Here is a 16071-nt window from a genome sequence, read left to right on the forward strand (position 1 = left end):
AGAGCAACTAAATAGCAAAATTTTTGCCTTGTTATCGACAAGATTTTCTCGTTTCAAAATAGACCACTTAATTAAGAAAATTGGTATAAATAGCAAAATTTTTTCTTGCCTGTAGAGCGTAGGTACTATGGCGCAAGCGGGGTGCGGCAGCGGTGTTATCGACAAGATTTTCTTGCTTTAAAATAGAGCACCTAATTAAGTGAATTGGTATATCAGTTAGCGTTACTTTGATGGGTTTTCAATGAACTACTTACTCCGTTATATTGCAGCACCAATACTGGGCGTTGCGCTAGGTCTTACAATACCTAATAAAGCATCTGCTGAAGAAGCTATTGAAGCTGTGCCCTTATATACTCAGCAAGAGTTGATTGAGCTTATTAATAAAAACCAACACCTTGCCCGCGTAAAAGCAGATGAGTGTCAGTTGGTGAGAGATATTGAAGCGCGCGCTGAAATAATGGCCCTACCATCATATCAATTTCTCTATGGCGATATGCTCGCTTATGCCGTATGCGTAGACCGTGATGTTGAGCTTGGGCTTTACTACATGAAAAAAGCCGCTGAGCAAGGTCTGGCAGCAGCACTTGAACAACTTGGCCGCTATTACGATGTTGGCCAGTTGGTGCAAGAGGATAAAGCGATGGCTGTGACTTACTTGAGAGAGGCGGCTGCGCTCGGAAATCTTAATGCCCAGTTGCGCCTTGTTGATGTATTTAATGATGGCCATGGCAGTCCTAGAGACTATGAAGATGCCTACCGATGGTTATTTCACTCTGCAGTTGCAGATAAAAAACTGCATAAGCGTATTCAAATTGCACTTGCTCAGTTAGCCCAAAAGATGCCTAGCAGCGTAGTAAAACGCGCTAGGCTGCCGATATAAGCTGTAATATCCGTATGCCCAGTAATACCAATTTGACTTAATACTTGCTCAATTTGAAGGCGTAAATCTGACGCTAACAGCGTTAAAAATTTCTTATTTAGAACAACTAAATAGCAGAACGCGGTAGCAAGGTTATCGACAAGATTTTCTCGCCTCAAAATAGACCACTTAATTAAGAGAATTGGTATAAACTAAAGTTACGTAATTTGTTGATTACTTAGCTTTGCACCAATTTGCCCTTCTTTACTGACATTCGGATCCTTTAACACCGTTAGTTTTGGCGGCTGCAGTGCAATGATCTTATCGCCTTCTTCTGGTAGTTTCTTCATCTCTGAAGTGAATGGGCGGATCAATAAAGGTTCTTCATCCTTGTTTTGCTCAGTTAGCACAAACAAAGGTATTGCTTCACAGTTAACCTCTTTATACTGTTCCCAATCAAATTCATCAGAGATCCGAGTTACACTTACTTTTCCACCTTTGGCCATCATACTACTGAGTTTGGCGTAGTTACCTTCGTCGCCGAATAAAATCTGACGTGAAAGAAAAGTCGCACTGTCTTTGTTTGCTTTCGCATGATTGGTAGATGACTTAAGGGAGTAAACAAATTGCTCTCCAAGTAAGTGTGAGAAATACTGAACTCCAAGTGCATTGTGGTGACGATTAGGAGAAAGTGCCAACACAGATTTGAGACTGGTGAGCGGAAGATAGCGCTCTGCATGTTCTGACTGGGGGTTCCCATAGTAACAGGGTAAGCCATCCATCCTTGCCATTTTACAGTTTTCCCAAGCTGGATCTGACAAGTAAACATCAACATTTTGATCCTTTAAGCCTTTTGCAATAGCTCGCGCAACATGATTTGCACCTATAATAAGTAAGGTGTTTGGCTTGGGTTGACGAACTCCTAAAAGGCGCGCAAATGGTGTTGCGGTTAAGCTTTGTAATACAACGGTGATAATAATAACTGTAAAGATAAGTGGTACCATTTTATCAGCATCAGTAATCTCAGACTTGGTCATACTAAGTGCAAAAACAGACCCAACTGCAGCAGCAACAATCCCTCGTGGGGCTATCCAACTAAGTAAAATACGAGATTTAATCGGTAAGTCGGTATTAAATGTTGATACAAATATGGATAGTGGACGAGCAACAAACAATACCACAGCTAAAAAGATGAACACATCCGTGTCCAGTAGCATTAAATCTTCGAGCTTGAGTCGCGCTGCTAGTAAAATAAATAGACTGGAAATGAGGATCATAGAAAGATCTTCTTTAAACTCCAACACAGAATCTATTTCTAAATCGTCTTGGTTTGCTAGCCATATACCGAAAATGGTGACGGCAAGTAGACCTGACTCGTGGCTAAGGTGGTTTGATATGGTAAAGCTAAATAGCACCAGAGCTAAAATAGCGAACTTATGTAGCTCGAATGGCAGCCATTCCTTACGAATTAATAAACTGGTTAAAAAACCAGAGATAACACCGATGCTTATTCCTACACCCAAGGTGGAAATGAGCGCCCAGAGTGTGTGACTAAAGATCCCTTCATTGCCAACTAAAGAAACGGCTTCAAATACTAATACTGCAAACAAAGCACCGATCGGATCGATAACAATGCCTTCCCAGCGAAGTATACGATCTATGTCTTTATCGGGGCGCATTGCATTTAACATAGGAGCTATAACGGTTGGGCCGGTTACGACTAATACTGCGCCTAGTACAGCTGCAACTTGCCAGTTAAGCTCTAGTACCAGAATTGCGGTTGTCGCAATCACCGCGAATGTGGCTAGCATACCAATCGAGCATAGGTTTCGAACGACTTTACCGATCCCTTTAAGCTCTTTAAAGTGAAGGGTAAGCGACCCTTCAAAGAGAATAACTGCGACAGACAGAGACACGACAGGAAAAAGCAAGTCACCTAGCAGGGCATCTGGATCGAGCGTTCCACTAAAAGGACCTAATGCTAATCCTATCAGTAGTAAAAACAAAATAGCAGGAACCTTAAAGGCCCATGCGAGCCATTGGGCGATTACAGAACATACTGCAATACCTGCAATGTAGATTGCTGACATAGATTCTCCTAGTTGGAATATCCCAACATTTTTATCAGTATAGCCATCATCCAGTTATAACATAGTTTGAATGGGGGGAAAGTGAATAAATAATTGAAAATAGGCTGTTATTAAGTTTATTTATAGTCGTCATAAATAATTAATATGTGTGAAGGTTGCAATCTGACCTAAGCTTACGTTAAGGTAATAAAACTCAAGGCGTGAGCGAGCTTACGCCATCTTTAAAATCTACTCATTACGCAATTATTCATTGCGGTACAGCCTTTTCAGCCGCACCAAACCATGGTGGCCTCTGCTGAAAACGGCTCGACGTCGAGGTTTAAATACTTGGTGTCACAATCAATCTTCTATTAGTGAAATGTCAGCCAACTACTTTGTGTGTTGTGTCTGGATTTAGCATGTGTGGCGATTAAGCATATACATTTTTTGTCGCACGTCTGTTTGTTTTATCTATTTGCCGGCCGTTTTGGTCGAAGCATTGCGCTTTTCTGTTGTCTTCTAGTAGAAGGTATTTGAGTACCCTTGTGTGAGTGAGTGGTGAATTTAAGCAGGAATTTATGTCGATGAAACAATCAAAGCGTATCGTTATCAAAATTGGAAGTGCATTAATTGCACCTGAGCAAGATGGTTGCCGTTCTCGCTACTTACTCAGCATCGCGCAATTTATAGTGCGCTGTCGGGCTCGAGGTATTGAGGTTATCTTGGTTTCCTCAGGCTCTGTTGCTGCAGGGTCACACTTATTTCCAAATTCAGATCATCCAAGTATTGCGGTTAAAAAAGCAATGGCCGCAGCAGGACAGACAGAAATGATGGCGACATGGGATCGTTTCTTCGACTTTCCGTCAGCACAGATCCTATTAACTCATGGTGACTTGCGTGATAGGGAACGATATACCAGTATCCGTGAAACAATATTCACTTTACTGGAGCACGGAATACTGCCTATTATCAATGAAAATGACACGGTGACCACCGATAATTTGAAAGTTGGAGATAATGACAACCTATCAGCTATGGTTGCTGCTGCGGCAGATGCTGATGGCTTGATTATCTGCTCTGACGTCAGTGGGTTATATACTAAAAACCCCAATTTACACGCTGATGCAGTGTTGATTTCAGAAGTGACAGAGATCACAGAAGAAATCTACGACATGGCCGGGTGCCCAACAAGCAAGGTAGGTACTGGTGGGATGAAAACAAAAATTGAAGCGGCCGAAAAGGCAACGTCTCACGGTATAGACACATATATTGTCAATGGTTTTGAAGAGACCACTTTTGAACAACTACTGGCAGGTAAAAATCCTGGCACTGTTTTCACCGCTTATGACAAACCAATGCAAGAGGCTGTACATTGGATGACTCACACGGCATCCGAACAAGGTGAGTTGGTTGTAGAAAGTGATTATGGTGAAAGTGATAATCAGGTTGTTGGGCAGCTTAGTGGTGATGAGATAGCTGAAGTGAAAGGAGAATTCTCTGTAGGGGATACCGTGCTGGTGCGTAGCAAAGATGGTAAGCGTCTCGCGAAAGCAACGACCAACTATAGTAGTTGTCTACTTAACTTTTTAACCGAACATGAAGAAAGTCCGATCAGCGAAAAAATTCAAGACAGCATTGGGCCCGTTATTTCAGAACAAGATATTGCATTATTGGAGAAGTCTTAAGGTATGAGTTTAATTACAGATATTTCATCACAAGCAGCAACAGCTGCAAAGAAGTTAGCATTGCTGTCTACAGAAGAAAAAAATGCAGTCCTTACAGATATGGCCAAAGGTATTCGTGAAAACAGTGAGGCAATTATCACTGCTAACGAAGCTGATTTAGTAGCAGCGCGTGATAATCAACTTAGCGATGCCATGATAGATAGATTGACGCTAAACCAAGCGCGTATCGAAAGTATGGCTGAGGGCATCGAAACGATTATTCAACTAGACGATCCTGTCGGTGCACTGCGAGATATGGGGGTAAGACCAAATGGCATTAAAATTAGCAAAATGCGAGTGCCACTTGGTGTTGTTTGCATGATTTATGAAGCACGCCCGAATGTGACAGCAGATGCTGGAGCATTGTGCTTTAAATCAGGTAATGGTGTGATTTTAAGAGGCGGTAAGGAAGCGCTTTGCAGCTCACTAGAGATTGCCAAAGCGATGCACAAAGCGCTAGAAAAGCACGGCTTGCCTACTGCGCTTGTTTCTGTAATTCCAGATCCAGACCGTGGTTTATTAATGGAGTTGATGCAGCAAAAAGACTATATCGATTTGATCATACCCCGTGGTGGCGAAGGGCTGATCAACTTCGTTACACAGAACAGTACAGTACCCGTTATTCAGCACTTTAAAGGCGTTTGTCACTTATACATTGATAAGGATGCTGATTTGGACAAAGCACTGGCCTTGCTATTAAATGGTAAGACTCAGCGCACAGGCGTATGTAATGCACTTGAGGGGCTTATTGTTCACCAAGATATTGCTGCAGACTTCTTACCCAAAGCGGCTGCAGCGTTGGCTGAAAAAGGCGTAAAAATAAATGCGTGTAAGCAAAGTGCTGATTATTTTGAGCATGCAGTGGTGCTGAATGAAGATGAGTTTGGTGAAGAATATTTAAGCTTAGAAATTGCGATACGACAAGTTGCAGACTTTGATGCGGCACTTGCACATATCGACCGCTTTGGGAGTCACCACACTGAAGTTATTTGTACAGAAAACCAAGCGACAGCAGCGCTGTTTCAACGTGGTGTCGACGCATCAGTCGTGATGGTAAACGCATCTTCTCGTTTTAGCGATGGTTCAGCGTTAGGTCTAGGTGCTGAAATTGGTATTGCGACAACTAAATTACACGCCTATGGGCCAATGGGTCTAGAGTCTCTTACAACGGAAAAGTTCTTAGTAAATGGCGAAGGCCAAGTAAGAGAATAGTGTGAATTAATACCAATTTGACTTAATATTTGCTCAATTTGAGGTAGTAAATCTGACGCTAACAGCGTTAAAAATTTCTTATTTAGAACAACTAAATAGCAAAATTTTTGCGTTGCCTATATAGATGTAGGTACCGTAGCGAAAGCAGGACACGGTAGTGAAGTTATCGACAAGATTTTCTCGCGTTAAAATAGACCACTTAATTGAGAGAATTGGTATAACACAGAATAATGACATAAGTAACTGTAAAGCTCGGGTCAATAGACTTGGGCTTTTTTCTTTTTTAGGTGGTATTAGGATGAAAATAAAGAAGGAAAGAAAAGTGGTGGAGCTAAGCAGGATCGAACTGCTGACCTCCTGCGTGCAAGGCAGGCGCTCTCCCAGCTGAGCTATAGCCCCACGTTTCGTCTTCTAGACGAGTCGAAATTTAATCATTTTTTATTTACTCGTCAACCCTTGGCAAAAAATTTCGCTATTTTTTTGTAGTCTTTGTTACACTGAACCGAAAGAATAATTATTAAGTTAGCTATGTTTCAACGTTGCCTGTTTTTTGTTATTGCATTTAGTACACTCGCTGGATGTGCATCTAAGTCTGACGAACCTGTGCTAGTAATTGAGAAACAATCGCTCCACAAACGTCAGTCAGCGTCTGGTGAGCAAGAGTTTGCATTTATTGTGACGGTAGAGGCAACTCCAAGAATGGAATTGGACTCAAGCAAGCCAGTGTCAAGGCGCGAGCTTAAACGTTTTGCTGAGTTTGAACGCATAGAAGATTCACCCGCGCTCAAACTCAAGCTCGAAGAACAAGCTGTTGCGTTATTAAAGCCTGCTTTGGCTAGCGAGCGCTATTGTGGCGCAGGCTATAAAATTACCGATGTTTATTGGCGCCAACGTAGTGTACAGCTTAGAGGCCAGTGCTTGTGATTAGAAACAATCCCGAAGCATTGGCAAAGCAGTTAGCTACATTAGGTATCGACTACCTGAATTACAATCATCCTCCTTTACATACGTGTAGCGATGCCGATGAGCTGGGATTAGTAAGAGAAGGGACGCGCCTGAAAAATCTTTTTTTGCGAGACAACTATGGAAAGCGCCATTTTCTTTTTATTATTCCTGCTGATAAGCAAGTCGATTTAAAAGCGTTATCAAAAGCGCAGGGACTATCTCGTTTGGGTTTTGCTTCCAAAGAGCGATTAGCAAAATATTTGGGTGTTGAACAAGGCTGTGTTTCAGCTCTTGCCCTTTGTAATGATAGCGAGCAAAAAGTAGAGCTGTGGCTCGATAGTGAACTACAATCTGCGATGCGATGGCAGTGCCACCCATTAGTGAATACTAAAACTTGGGTTGTGACTCTAGATAACCTAAATCATTTTTGGCAATCAACGGGGCACTCACCGCGCTGGTTGGATTGCATTTCTAAGACTTAAGCATAGCCCTAATGTGCATACTGCAAAAAGTGACACGGCAAACCAGTTTAATCCTGCATACTCATAAATGAGGCCGGGTAGGTAGGAGCCGAGTACTCCACCTGAGTAATAGAAAGATACATAGGCGCCATTTGTTACCGTTGCGGGAGCTTGACTAATACTGTTAGCCAGCGGTGCTGCGGTAGTGTGGATGACAAACATACACGCGCAAAAAAGTGTAAATAACAGCACAAAAAAGACGAGTGAAGCTGTTGGTAAAAGCGCAATAGTTGTAGCGTAGATAAAAAACACTATGGCCAGAAATTGCCATGTTGATTGAAATCTATTTTGTAGCCAAGGCGTAATTGTCGAGCCTAATGCTCCCACTAAGTAACCCGTATAGACCCAGCCTACTTTACTAGGGTCGGTTAACTTAAAGTCATACTTGAGTATAAAGGGTAAAAAGTTAAGTAAGCCAGCAAAGCAAAAAAACATGCAAAATATCGAGCTATATAGCCGAACTAGGTGAGCCTGCTTAAGTGGCGCTAAATAGTCTTTAATCTTAGTTGCAGTAATGATAGGTGGTTTGTTTTTACTCGCGCTAATGCTAAAAGCAAGTACTATCAACAATAAAGCGTTAAGATAATAAAAGCTCTGCCATTCAAACCACACTGCAAAATTTGCAGCCAATGTACGACCAAAATAACCCCCAGCGATACTGCTACCAATATACAGGCTCATATTTGTTTTCAACAATGTTCCACTAAATTGTTGGCCTATGTAGCCCGTCATGGCGGTAAGTGCAGCTGGTAACAATAACCCTTGGATCAACCTAATTAATAACAGTCCAGAGAATGAGTCTACAGATGCAAAAGCAAGGTTGCTTAACGCCAGTAACAGCATTGTCCACTTTAAAATTTTCAAGGGATTAGATTTGGCAAGTATTAAACCATAGCAAATTGGGGCAATGGCAAGCGGTAGCATGGTTGCAGACATCAGCATTCCAGCATCGGAAGCGGACACCATAAATTGCTCTGAAAATTCAGCTAATAATGGTTGTGGTGCGTACAATACAAAAAAGATTGCAACAGAGCAGAGTAGTAAGTGGATGATGGGCATTGCGCTGGAAAGCTTTAAATTTTGATGACTTAGCTTAAATTAAAGCAAACTAGTTGACAATTTTTTGCGCTACATCACGATGTTATAGAGTAATTTTGATAGTTTTACAGTGAATTGGCGTAATTACTCACTGGTCAATCAAAATTGCTGAGTTAAAATAGTGAAAAGTCTATTTTACGGAGTTGCATTATGGGTTCACTGCAAGAGCAGTTGCTAAAAGCTGGCCTAACAACTGAGCACAAAGCGAAAGTTGCGAAAACGCAAAAGCGTAAGCAGCAAAAGAAAAAAAAGAAGGGCGCTACAAGCGACCAAACCGATCTTCAAAAGCATATTGAGCAAACCAAGCTTGAGCAGCAAAAACGTGCTGAAGAGTTAAATCAAGCCAAGTTAGAGGCGCAAAAAAACAAAGAGCAGATAGCTCGAGTAAAACAGATCTTGGAACATCACAATCAAGATGCTATCCGTGGAGATGTCACCTTTAACTTTACTTATCAAAATAAAGTTAAAGAGCTAGACGTAAACGCTCAAACACAACAAGCCTTAGCTAAGGGGCGTTTGGCCATTTGTGTATTAGAGGATAAGTTCTACGTATTACAAGATGAACCAGCAAGAAAGATTGCTGAGGTAGACGAAAAATATATCGTTTTCCATGTAGAGGACAATCAGCAAGGTGACGAGGATGACCCTTATGCTGACTTTGAAGTCCCAGATGATTTGATGTGGTAGTGATTAGGCTTAAGGTCAAACTTTAGTCTACACTGACTTACAATGTTAACCGTCAACAAAAAAGAGTAATGATATGAGCAAGATGAAAAAACTACTAGTAGGGACTGCTGTGGCTATATGTGCACTTGGTTCAACAAGTTCGATGGCTGCTGATGGTAAAGCGCTATACACAGCTAAAATGTGTCAAACCTGCCATGGTGCAGAAGGTAAAGCACCAATCATGCCTCTGTATCCAAAGCTAAACGGTCAGAACAAAGAATACTTAGCGGCACAGATGAAAGACATTAAATCAGGTAAACGCAACAATGGTATGTCGGCTGCAATGAAAGCGATGGTTGCGAATGTTTCTGATGCAGAAATCGATGCTATTGCAGAGTATCTATCTAAAGTTGAATAACAACATCAGCTCGACGTTAAAAATAAAAAACCACCGTTCGCGGTGGTTTTTAGTTGAAGATATAATTAAGCTATTTTAGACTTCTATACATCCAGATGTGGAGTCAATAAGGGATCCCCATGTTCGAATTACCTCAGTTAAATCTAAAAGACAAAGTAAGCGCAGATGAATGGCAACTGCGTGTTGACCTTGCAGCTTGCTATCGACTGGTTGAGCACTTTCGTTGGGGAGACTTAATTTATACGCATATGTCGGCGCGTTTACCTGGGACAGACCATTATCTTGTTAATGCCTTTGGTTTGACGTTTGATGAAGTGACCGCCTCCAACCTGGTGAAGGTTGATTTGCAGGGGAATATTCTTGATGACACGCCATTTAAAATTAACCCTGCGGGCTTTACTATTCATAGCGCAATCCATGAGGTGCGAGAAGATGCGCATTGTGTTATCCATCTTCATACCAAGGAGACGATAGCCGTCGCAAGCCTAGAATGTGGGTTACTGCCGTTGAGTCAGCATAGTATGTTCTCCTTACCATCGTTATCGTATCATGGTTACGAAGGCTTGGCGGTCAATATGGATGAGAAAAAGCGCCTGCAAGATGACTTGGGCACTACAAACCATATGCTCTTAGTAAACCATGGCGGTTTGACGGTAGGACCAACGGTAGGTGACGCCTTTATGCGTTTTTATGACTTACAGCGTGCATGCGAAATTCAAGTTGCGATTCAAGCAACGGGACAACAAGCGGTACCTGTACCACAGCCCATTATTGATAATATTTATAATCAAGCGAATGTCGTGCACAGCGGTAGCACCGGAGGCCAACTTGCTTGGCCTGCAATGCTTCGTAAAGCTTACCGCCTAGACCCAAGCTTTGCTCAATAGGAGTCAACATGAAAGTTAATCGCGTCGAAGTCTTCGATATTCATTGTCCAGATAGACCTGCTTGGACACCGGTTTTTGTACGTATTCACACCGATGAAGGTATTTCAGGAGTAGGTGAAGCAGGCCTTGCATACGACCTTGGTCACAGCGCCGCGGCCAGTATGATCAAAGAAATGGCTGAAGCTTTTTTGATTGGTCACGACCCTTTTCAAACGGAGTTGCTCTGGTCACGTATGCTCAGAGAAAGCTTCTGGGGTTTAGGTGGGGGACCTGTGGTTTATGCGGCGATGTCAGCAATAGATACCGCGCTTTGGGACATCAAAGGTAAAGCCTTAAATCTACCGGTTTATCAGTTGCTTGGTGGTAAAGTGAACCCTGAGCTTCGCACCTATGCCTCACAATTACAGTTTGACTGGGATAGCGAGTTTAAAGCATTGGTGCAACCACACGAATATGCCGAAGCGGCACATAAAGCCATTGCTGAAGGGTACGATGCGGTTAAAGTTGACCCGATTCAGTACGATAAAGATGGCAACACTTATTACGATAGAACAAAGCTAATTTCACGCGCAGAAATGAAATTATACCGTGCGAGAATGCAGGCTATTCGTGAAGCGGTAGGCGATGAAGTGGACATTATTTTTGAGTGCCACAGCCTACCAGGCGCGACATCAGCTATTCAAATTGCGGATATCGCTGAAGAATTTGATTGTATGTATTATGAGGAGCCTGTGAATTATCTTAACCACTCTTTACATGCAAAGGTAGCAAACAAAACCTCTGTGCCAATCGCTGGTGGTGAGCGATTGTATAACCGTTGGGGTGTCCGTCCTTATTTTGAAGATCAAAGTATTGATGTACTACAGCCAGATATTGGCTTATGTGGTGGTTTTACAGAAACCAAGAAAGTATGTGACTACGCCGATATCTTTGATATTCGTATTCAGGCGCATGTTTGTGGCGGGCCAGTCGCAACCGCGGCTTCATTACACTTAGAAACCGCGATCCCCAACTTCCTGATCCATGAGCACCATACTTATGCAATTAAAAAGTGGAACAGAGAATTGTGCTTGCAAGATCCACAACCTAAAAACGGTATCTTTAGAGTGTCAGAAGAGCCGGGGCTTGGTATTGAGTTAAACGATGAAATCGTAATGCGCTCAGCCCGTGTGGAAATTAAGTAGGTATCTGACGCTAACAGCGTTAAAAATTTTTATTTAGAACAACTAAGTAGCAAAATTTTTGCCTTGCCTACAGGACGTAGGTACCTCGGCGAGAGCAGGACGCGGAAGTGGTGTTATCGACAAGATTTTCTCGTCTCAAAATAGCCCACTTAAAAAAGAAAATTGGTATAGTTTTGGAATAACAGCTAGCGCTTGCTATTGTTGCGACCGAGTCAGACACAAAAAAACCCAAGCAATGCTTGGGTTTTTTCATCTCAGCCAGCGCTATTATTTTAGCAATGACTCAGTCAATACTGGGCGAATTTCTTTTACAATTGCTTGGCAAAGCTTAGGTGCGCCGCAGATGATGTTGCCACTACGGTTAAAGTTAGCGCCACCTGCAAAGTCAGTGACCATACCACCTGCTTCTTTTACTAGCAACTCACCGGCTGCTGTATCCCAAGGCTTAAGACCAATTTCAAAGAAACCATCCACACGACCTGCTGCAACATATGCCATATCTAGTGCAGCTGAGCCTGCACGGCGGATATCAGCGGTATGAATGAATAATGCTTTGAACGCTTCTAGGTAAGCATCCATATGGTGCTTTTGCTTGAAAGGGAAACCTGTTGCAAGCACAGTACCTTGTAATTCAATAGACTTAGATACACGAATACGTTTGTTGTTTAGCTGCGCGCCTTGACCACGAGAAGCGGTAAATAATTCATCGCGGATTGGATCGTATACAACTGCTTGCTCTACGCGCCCTTTAACTCTTAGTGCGATAGAAACAGCATAATGAGGAATACCTTTAACGAAGTTAGTAGTACCGTCTAGGGGATCGATAACCCAAAGGTAGTCTGCATCTTTGCCTTCGTGGTGACCAAATTCTTCACCAACAATAGCGTGATCAGGGTAAGATTTTAAAATAGTGTCACGAATGATTGATTCCGCATCTTTATCGATGTTTGTAACTAAATCATTGGTGCCTTTTTGAGTAGCTTCAACGCGCGATAAATCTTCACTTGCACGTAGGATAACCTTACCCGCGTTACGCGCAGCGCGTACCGCAATGTTCAACATTGGATGCATAGCATTACCTTTAGGTTGTAAAAGAACAGGATCATTTTGAGCCGGCGTATTCTAGCGGTTTTTTCTCTAAAGTAAACATCTAATAGAGAATTTTTCTGGGTGTTTTTTGTACATTCATGCTGTGTATAGGATTTTTATTTCCCCAGAGTTGAATTTGGCTTAACACCGCTGAGATATGCTACACTGCGTCATTATTTTTGTTTGAGACTCGTGTAAATGGCTTTAGAAGATATTCGAATCGTATTAGTAAACACCTCACACTCTGGCAATATTGGCTCTGTCGCAAGGGCAATGAAGACGATGGGGTTATCTAAACTCTATTTAGTTGATCCTGCGTGTGAAGTGGACAGTCATGCCAGTGCGCTGGCTGCCGGTGCAACGGATGTACTTGGTGCTGCAATTAAAGTCGATACACTTCAGGAGGCTATTGCTGATTGTGCTTTAACAATAGGCACTAGTGCTCGTTCACGTACCTTATCATGGCCAATGGTCGACCCGCGTGAATGTGCGCAAAAACTAGTAGCAGAGTCAGTAAATGCTCCCGTTGCATTAGTATTTGGCCGAGAGAATAGTGGCTTGACGAATGAGGAATTACAGCTTTGTAATTACCATGTGTGTATTCCAGCAAACCCAGAATATAGCTCGCTGAACCTTGCAATGGCGGTGCAAACACTCGCCTATGAAACACGAATGACGTATCTGGATACGCTTGATAAGCAGCCTGAAGAAGTTGATGAAACAATTTATCCTTCATCAAAACAAATGGAGCTATTTTACGAGCATCTCGAGAATACCTTAAATGATACAGGCTTTATCATTAAACAGCATCCAGGCATGGTGATGACTAAACTGAAGCGTTTGTTCAATCGTGCCAGGCCTGAAGATCAAGAGCTTAATATTTTACGTGGGATATTAAGTTCAGTGGACAAATCTACCAAAAAATAAAATGAACACTCAGTTGGCATCGGTGAGCACTCTACACCGGTGCTTCTCATTTTGACCCTCCTAAAATAGTTTGATTGACCCTTCATATTTTTGCATAAATCTTCAACAGTAATACTTGACTAAAATACTCAGGTAATTACAATATCGATAATACCTGATTAAATTACTCAGGTATTAGGGTGAAGCATACAAGGTTTGTCGGTCTAAAGCCGTTTTTATGCTTGGTTAATACTTGACTATCCTAGTCAAGTAATTAAAATTTGCGGCTTGGTAAATTAGCGGGGATTGTGCATGAAACTAACATCAAAAGGCAGATACGCCGTGACAGCAATGTTAGATGTTGCGTTACACGCAAGTATTGGCCCTGTTCCACTAGCAGATATCTCTGAAAGACAAGAGATTTCGCTATCTTACCTTGAACAATTATTTGCCCGTCTACGTAAACATGGTTTAGTCAGCTCTGTACGCGGCCCTGGCGGCGGCTATTTACTAGGCCGTGATGCGCACACAATTTCTGTTGGTGATGTGATTAATGCCGTTGACGAGTCCGTTGATGCGACCCGTTGCCACGGCGAGGGCGGTGGTTGCCAAAGTGGTATGCGCTGTCTGACTCACTCTTTATGGTCTGACCTAAGTGTGCGAATAGAAGAGTTTTTAAATAATATTTCCCTAGCAGAGTTAGTCGCTGATGCAGATGTGCAGTCTGTAGCAACGCGACAAGACAAGCACGTAAGACGTGCAATTGAGCAATTAGACAATATTCAAGTGAGCTGTCAACTCTAAGTTGACGTCAAGCGGAGAGATAAATGAAATTACCGATATATCTAGATTATGCAGCAACCGCACCGGTTGATCAGCGTGTTGCAGACGAGATGATGCAGTGCCTGACAATGGATGGTAACTTTGGTAATCCAGCTTCTCGTTCACACCGTTTCGGTTGGCAAGCAGAAGAGCTGGTTGATCAGGCGCGTAATGATATCGCTGATTTAATCAATGCTGATCCGCGTGAAATCGTTTTCACATCTGGTGCAACTGAATCAAACAACCTTGCCATTAAAGGTGCCGCGCAGTTTTATAAAAAGAAAGGTAAGCACATCATCACGGTACGAACAGAGCATAAAGCGGTGCTAGACACGTGTCGTGAGCTTGAGCGCCAAGGCTTTGAAGTCACTTATATGGATGTGGAAGAGAACGGCTTGCTTGATCTTAAAAAGTTAGAAGCTGCAATGCGCGAAGACACTGTTTTAGTGAGCGTAATGCACGTTAATAACGAACTGGGTGTGATCCAAGATATCGCGACTATCGGTGAAATGTGTCGTGAGCGTAAGATTATGTTCCACGTTGATGCAGCACAAAGCGCCGGTAAGGTGCAAATTGACCTACAAGCATTAAAGGTCGATTTTATGTCATTCTCTGGCCATAAAATTTATGGTCCTAAAGGTATAGGCGCGTTATATGTTCGCCGTAAACCACGCGCGCGTTTAGAAGCACAAATGCACGGTGGTGGTCATGAGCGCGGTATGCGCTCAGGTACGCTTGCGACACACCAGATTGTAGGGCTGGGCGCTGCATGTAGAGTTGCCAAGCAAGATTTTGAAAAAGACCATGCACATATCAGCGCGCTGCGTAAGCGTTTGCTAGATGGTGTTATGGATATGGATGAAGTTTACTTTAACGGTGCTATCGATCAATCAGTACCTGGCATTGTAAACATTAGCTTTAATTTTGTTGAGGGTGAGAGCCTACTGATGGCGGTAAAAGATATCGCTGTTTCTTCTGGCTCAGCATGTACATCGGCAAGCTTGGAGCCATCTTATGTACTACGTGCATTAGGACGTAACGACGAACTTGCACATAGCTCAATTCGTTTTAGTATTGGTCGTTTTACGACAGAAGAAGAGATCGATTACACCGTCAATCTGATCAAAGATTCAATAGGTCGCCTACGTGAGATGTCGCCACTTTGGGAAATGCACCAAGATGGCATCGATTTAGATAGCGTTGAGTGGGCACACCATTAAGCAAGTTTTGGCCGCTGGCTGGATACGCTCCAGCCGCAAGCAGGTAGTGAGGAAATAGTTATGGCTTACAGTGATAAAGTTATCGACCACGTTGAGAATCCACGTAATGTAGGTTCTCTAGACAAAAATGATCCAAACGTTGCAACTGGCATGGTGGGGGCGCCTGCATGTGGTGACGTGATGAAGCTACAAATCAAGGTTTCTGATACAGGTATCATTGAAGATGCAAAGTTCAAAACCTATGGTTGTGGTAGTGCCATTGCATCTTCATCACTTGTAACAGAGTGGGTGAAGGGCAAATCATTAGAAGAAGCTGCGACCATCAAAAACACAGATATCAGCGCTGAGCTAGAGTTGCCACCGGTGAAGATCCACTGCTCAATTTTAGCCGAAGATGCGATACAAGCTGCGATTGCAGACTACAAGAGTAAACAAGCGAAGTAAGAGAATA

General features: G+C 42.7%; 16 protein-coding genes and 1 tRNA gene. 13 read left to right on the forward strand and 4 right to left on the reverse strand.

The window, feature by feature from the left end; genetic code table 11:
- Window positions 1-241 precede the first annotated feature (241 nt).
- Window positions 242-880, forward strand: a complete 639-nt coding sequence (locus HUZ36_RS08520; RefSeq protein WP_176032582.1) for a tetratricopeptide repeat protein — start codon at window positions 242-244, stop codon at window positions 878-880.
- A 197-nt stretch (window positions 881-1077) separates the two neighbouring features.
- On the opposite strand, the gene HUZ36_RS08525 is transcribed toward HUZ36_RS08520, so the two are convergent.
- A complete protein-coding gene (locus HUZ36_RS08525) occupies window positions 1078-2949 on the reverse strand; it encodes a cation:proton antiporter (RefSeq protein ID WP_176032583.1) in 1872 nt (623 codons plus the stop codon).
- A 557-nt stretch (window positions 2950-3506) separates the two neighbouring features.
- On the opposite strand from HUZ36_RS08525, the gene proB reads away from it, so the two are divergent.
- Entirely contained in the window at window positions 3507-4613 is a 1107-nt protein-coding gene (gene proB / locus HUZ36_RS08530) for a glutamate 5-kinase (protein ID WP_404824199.1), read from the forward strand.
- A gap of 3 nt (window positions 4614-4616) precedes the next feature.
- On the forward strand, window positions 4617-5864 hold the full coding sequence (locus HUZ36_RS08535; RefSeq protein ID WP_176032584.1) for a glutamate-5-semialdehyde dehydrogenase: 1248 nt from the start codon (window positions 4617-4619) through the stop codon (window positions 5862-5864).
- 323 nt (window positions 5865-6187) lie between these two features.
- Here the strand turns inward: HUZ36_RS08535 and HUZ36_RS08540 are convergent.
- Window positions 6188-6263, reverse strand: a tRNA-Ala gene (locus tag HUZ36_RS08540).
- A gap of 129 nt (window positions 6264-6392) precedes the next feature.
- Between HUZ36_RS08540 and HUZ36_RS08545 the strand changes: the two genes are divergently transcribed.
- Complete coding sequence (locus HUZ36_RS08545; protein WP_176032585.1) at window positions 6393-6788, forward strand: hypothetical protein; 396 nt, start codon at window positions 6393-6395, stop codon at window positions 6786-6788.
- The gene (locus HUZ36_RS08550) at window positions 6785-7291 is read left to right on the forward strand and encodes a prolyl-tRNA synthetase associated domain-containing protein (RefSeq protein WP_176032586.1); all 507 of its coding nucleotides are present in this window, start codon (window positions 6785-6787) and stop codon (window positions 7289-7291) included. Before HUZ36_RS08545 ends, HUZ36_RS08550 begins: the two co-directional genes overlap by 4 nt.
- Here HUZ36_RS08550 and HUZ36_RS08555 read toward each other — a convergent pair.
- Window positions 7256-8389, reverse strand: coding sequence for an MFS transporter (locus HUZ36_RS08555; protein WP_176032587.1), 1134 nt, complete (start codon window positions 8387-8389; stop codon window positions 7256-7258). The two genes, HUZ36_RS08550 and HUZ36_RS08555, sit on opposite strands and share 36 nt — an antisense overlap.
- A 189-nt stretch (window positions 8390-8578) precedes the next feature.
- Here HUZ36_RS08555 and HUZ36_RS08560 point away from each other — a divergent pair, with 189 nt between their 5' ends.
- The 4 genes from HUZ36_RS08560 to HUZ36_RS08575 all read left to right on the forward strand — a co-directional run bounded on the left by HUZ36_RS08560 (window position 8579) and on the right by HUZ36_RS08575 (window position 11583).
- Window positions 8579-9115: a DUF2058 domain-containing protein gene (locus tag HUZ36_RS08560; RefSeq protein ID WP_125252083.1), complete on the forward strand. Its 537-nt coding sequence runs from the start codon at window positions 8579-8581 to the stop codon at window positions 9113-9115.
- Window positions 9116-9188: 73 nt separating this feature from the next.
- Window positions 9189-9512: a c-type cytochrome gene (locus HUZ36_RS08565; protein ID WP_125252082.1), complete on the forward strand. Its 324-nt coding sequence runs from the start codon at window positions 9189-9191 to the stop codon at window positions 9510-9512.
- Between the two features lie 119 nt (window positions 9513-9631).
- Entirely contained in the window at window positions 9632-10399 is a 768-nt protein-coding gene (locus HUZ36_RS08570) for a class II aldolase/adducin family protein (RefSeq protein ID WP_125252081.1), read from the forward strand.
- A gap of 8 nt (window positions 10400-10407) precedes the next feature.
- Entirely contained in the window at window positions 10408-11583 is a 1176-nt protein-coding gene (locus tag HUZ36_RS08575) for a mandelate racemase/muconate lactonizing enzyme family protein (protein WP_128729581.1), read from the forward strand.
- Window positions 11584-11850: 267 nt separating this feature from the next.
- Here the strand turns inward: HUZ36_RS08575 and suhB are convergent, their stop codons facing one another.
- Window positions 11851-12654 carry an inositol-1-monophosphatase gene (gene suhB / locus HUZ36_RS08580; RefSeq protein ID WP_125254366.1) on the reverse strand — a complete coding sequence of 268 codons (804 nt, stop codon included), beginning with the start codon at window positions 12652-12654 and terminating at the stop codon, window positions 11851-11853.
- Between the two features lie 216 nt (window positions 12655-12870).
- Here suhB and trmJ point away from each other — a divergent pair, with 216 nt between their 5' ends.
- The 4 genes from trmJ to iscU all read left to right on the forward strand — a co-directional run bounded on the left by trmJ (window position 12871) and on the right by iscU (window position 16064).
- A complete protein-coding gene (gene trmJ / locus HUZ36_RS08585; protein WP_128729583.1) occupies window positions 12871-13599 on the forward strand; it encodes a tRNA (cytosine(32)/uridine(32)-2'-O)-methyltransferase TrmJ in 729 nt (242 codons plus the stop codon).
- Window positions 13600-13890: 291 nt separating this feature from the next.
- A complete protein-coding gene (gene iscR, locus HUZ36_RS08590) occupies window positions 13891-14382 on the forward strand; it encodes a Fe-S cluster assembly transcriptional regulator IscR (RefSeq protein ID WP_125254364.1) in 492 nt (163 codons plus the stop codon).
- Between the two features lie 23 nt (window positions 14383-14405).
- Window positions 14406-15620 (forward strand): IscS subfamily cysteine desulfurase, encoded by a 1215-nt coding sequence (locus HUZ36_RS08595; RefSeq protein WP_125254363.1) that lies wholly within the window; start codon window positions 14406-14408, stop codon window positions 15618-15620.
- A gap of 60 nt (window positions 15621-15680) precedes the next feature.
- Window positions 15681-16064 (forward strand): Fe-S cluster assembly scaffold IscU, encoded by a 384-nt coding sequence (gene iscU, locus HUZ36_RS08600; protein ID WP_125254362.1) that lies wholly within the window; start codon window positions 15681-15683, stop codon window positions 16062-16064.
- Window positions 16065-16071: the final 7 nt, after the last annotated feature.

This window comes from Pseudoalteromonas sp. McH1-7 (assembly GCF_013366255.1).
GTDB lineage: Bacteria > Pseudomonadota > Gammaproteobacteria > Enterobacterales > Alteromonadaceae > Pseudoalteromonas > Pseudoalteromonas peptidolytica.

Bases quoted from the DNA above. Each gene is read 5' to 3' on its own strand.
- HUZ36_RS08525 (WP_176032583.1), bottom strand. From the start codon at position 2,949: ATGTCAGCAATCTACATTGCAGGTATTGCAGTATGTTCTGTAATCGCC.
- HUZ36_RS08555 (WP_176032587.1), bottom strand. From the start codon at position 8,389: ATGCCCATCATCCACTTACTACTCTGCTCTGTTGCAATCTTTTTTGTA.
- HUZ36_RS08565 (WP_125252082.1), top strand. From the start codon at position 9,189: ATGAGCAAGATGAAAAAACTACTAGTAGGGACTGCTGTGGCTATATGT.
- proB (WP_404824199.1), top strand. From the start codon at position 3,507: ATGTCGATGAAACAATCAAAGCGTATCGTTATCAAAATTGGAAGTGCA.
- iscR (WP_125254364.1), top strand. From the start codon at position 13,891: ATGAAACTAACATCAAAAGGCAGATACGCCGTGACAGCAATGTTAGAT.
- HUZ36_RS08520 (WP_176032582.1), top strand. From the start codon at position 242: ATGAACTACTTACTCCGTTATATTGCAGCACCAATACTGGGCGTTGCG.
- HUZ36_RS08560 (WP_125252083.1), top strand. From the start codon at position 8,579: ATGGGTTCACTGCAAGAGCAGTTGCTAAAAGCTGGCCTAACAACTGAG.
- suhB (WP_125254366.1), bottom strand. From the start codon at position 12,654: ATGCATCCAATGTTGAACATTGCGGTACGCGCTGCGCGTAACGCGGGT.
- HUZ36_RS08570 (WP_125252081.1), top strand. From the start codon at position 9,632: ATGTTCGAATTACCTCAGTTAAATCTAAAAGACAAAGTAAGCGCAGAT.
- HUZ36_RS08575 (WP_128729581.1), top strand. From the start codon at position 10,408: ATGAAAGTTAATCGCGTCGAAGTCTTCGATATTCATTGTCCAGATAGA.
- HUZ36_RS08535 (WP_176032584.1), top strand. From the start codon at position 4,617: ATGAGTTTAATTACAGATATTTCATCACAAGCAGCAACAGCTGCAAAG.
- HUZ36_RS08545 (WP_176032585.1), top strand. From the start codon at position 6,393: ATGTTTCAACGTTGCCTGTTTTTTGTTATTGCATTTAGTACACTCGCT.
- HUZ36_RS08595 (WP_125254363.1), top strand. From the start codon at position 14,406: ATGAAATTACCGATATATCTAGATTATGCAGCAACCGCACCGGTTGAT.
- trmJ (WP_128729583.1), top strand. From the start codon at position 12,871: ATGGCTTTAGAAGATATTCGAATCGTATTAGTAAACACCTCACACTCT.
- iscU (WP_125254362.1), top strand. From the start codon at position 15,681: ATGGCTTACAGTGATAAAGTTATCGACCACGTTGAGAATCCACGTAAT.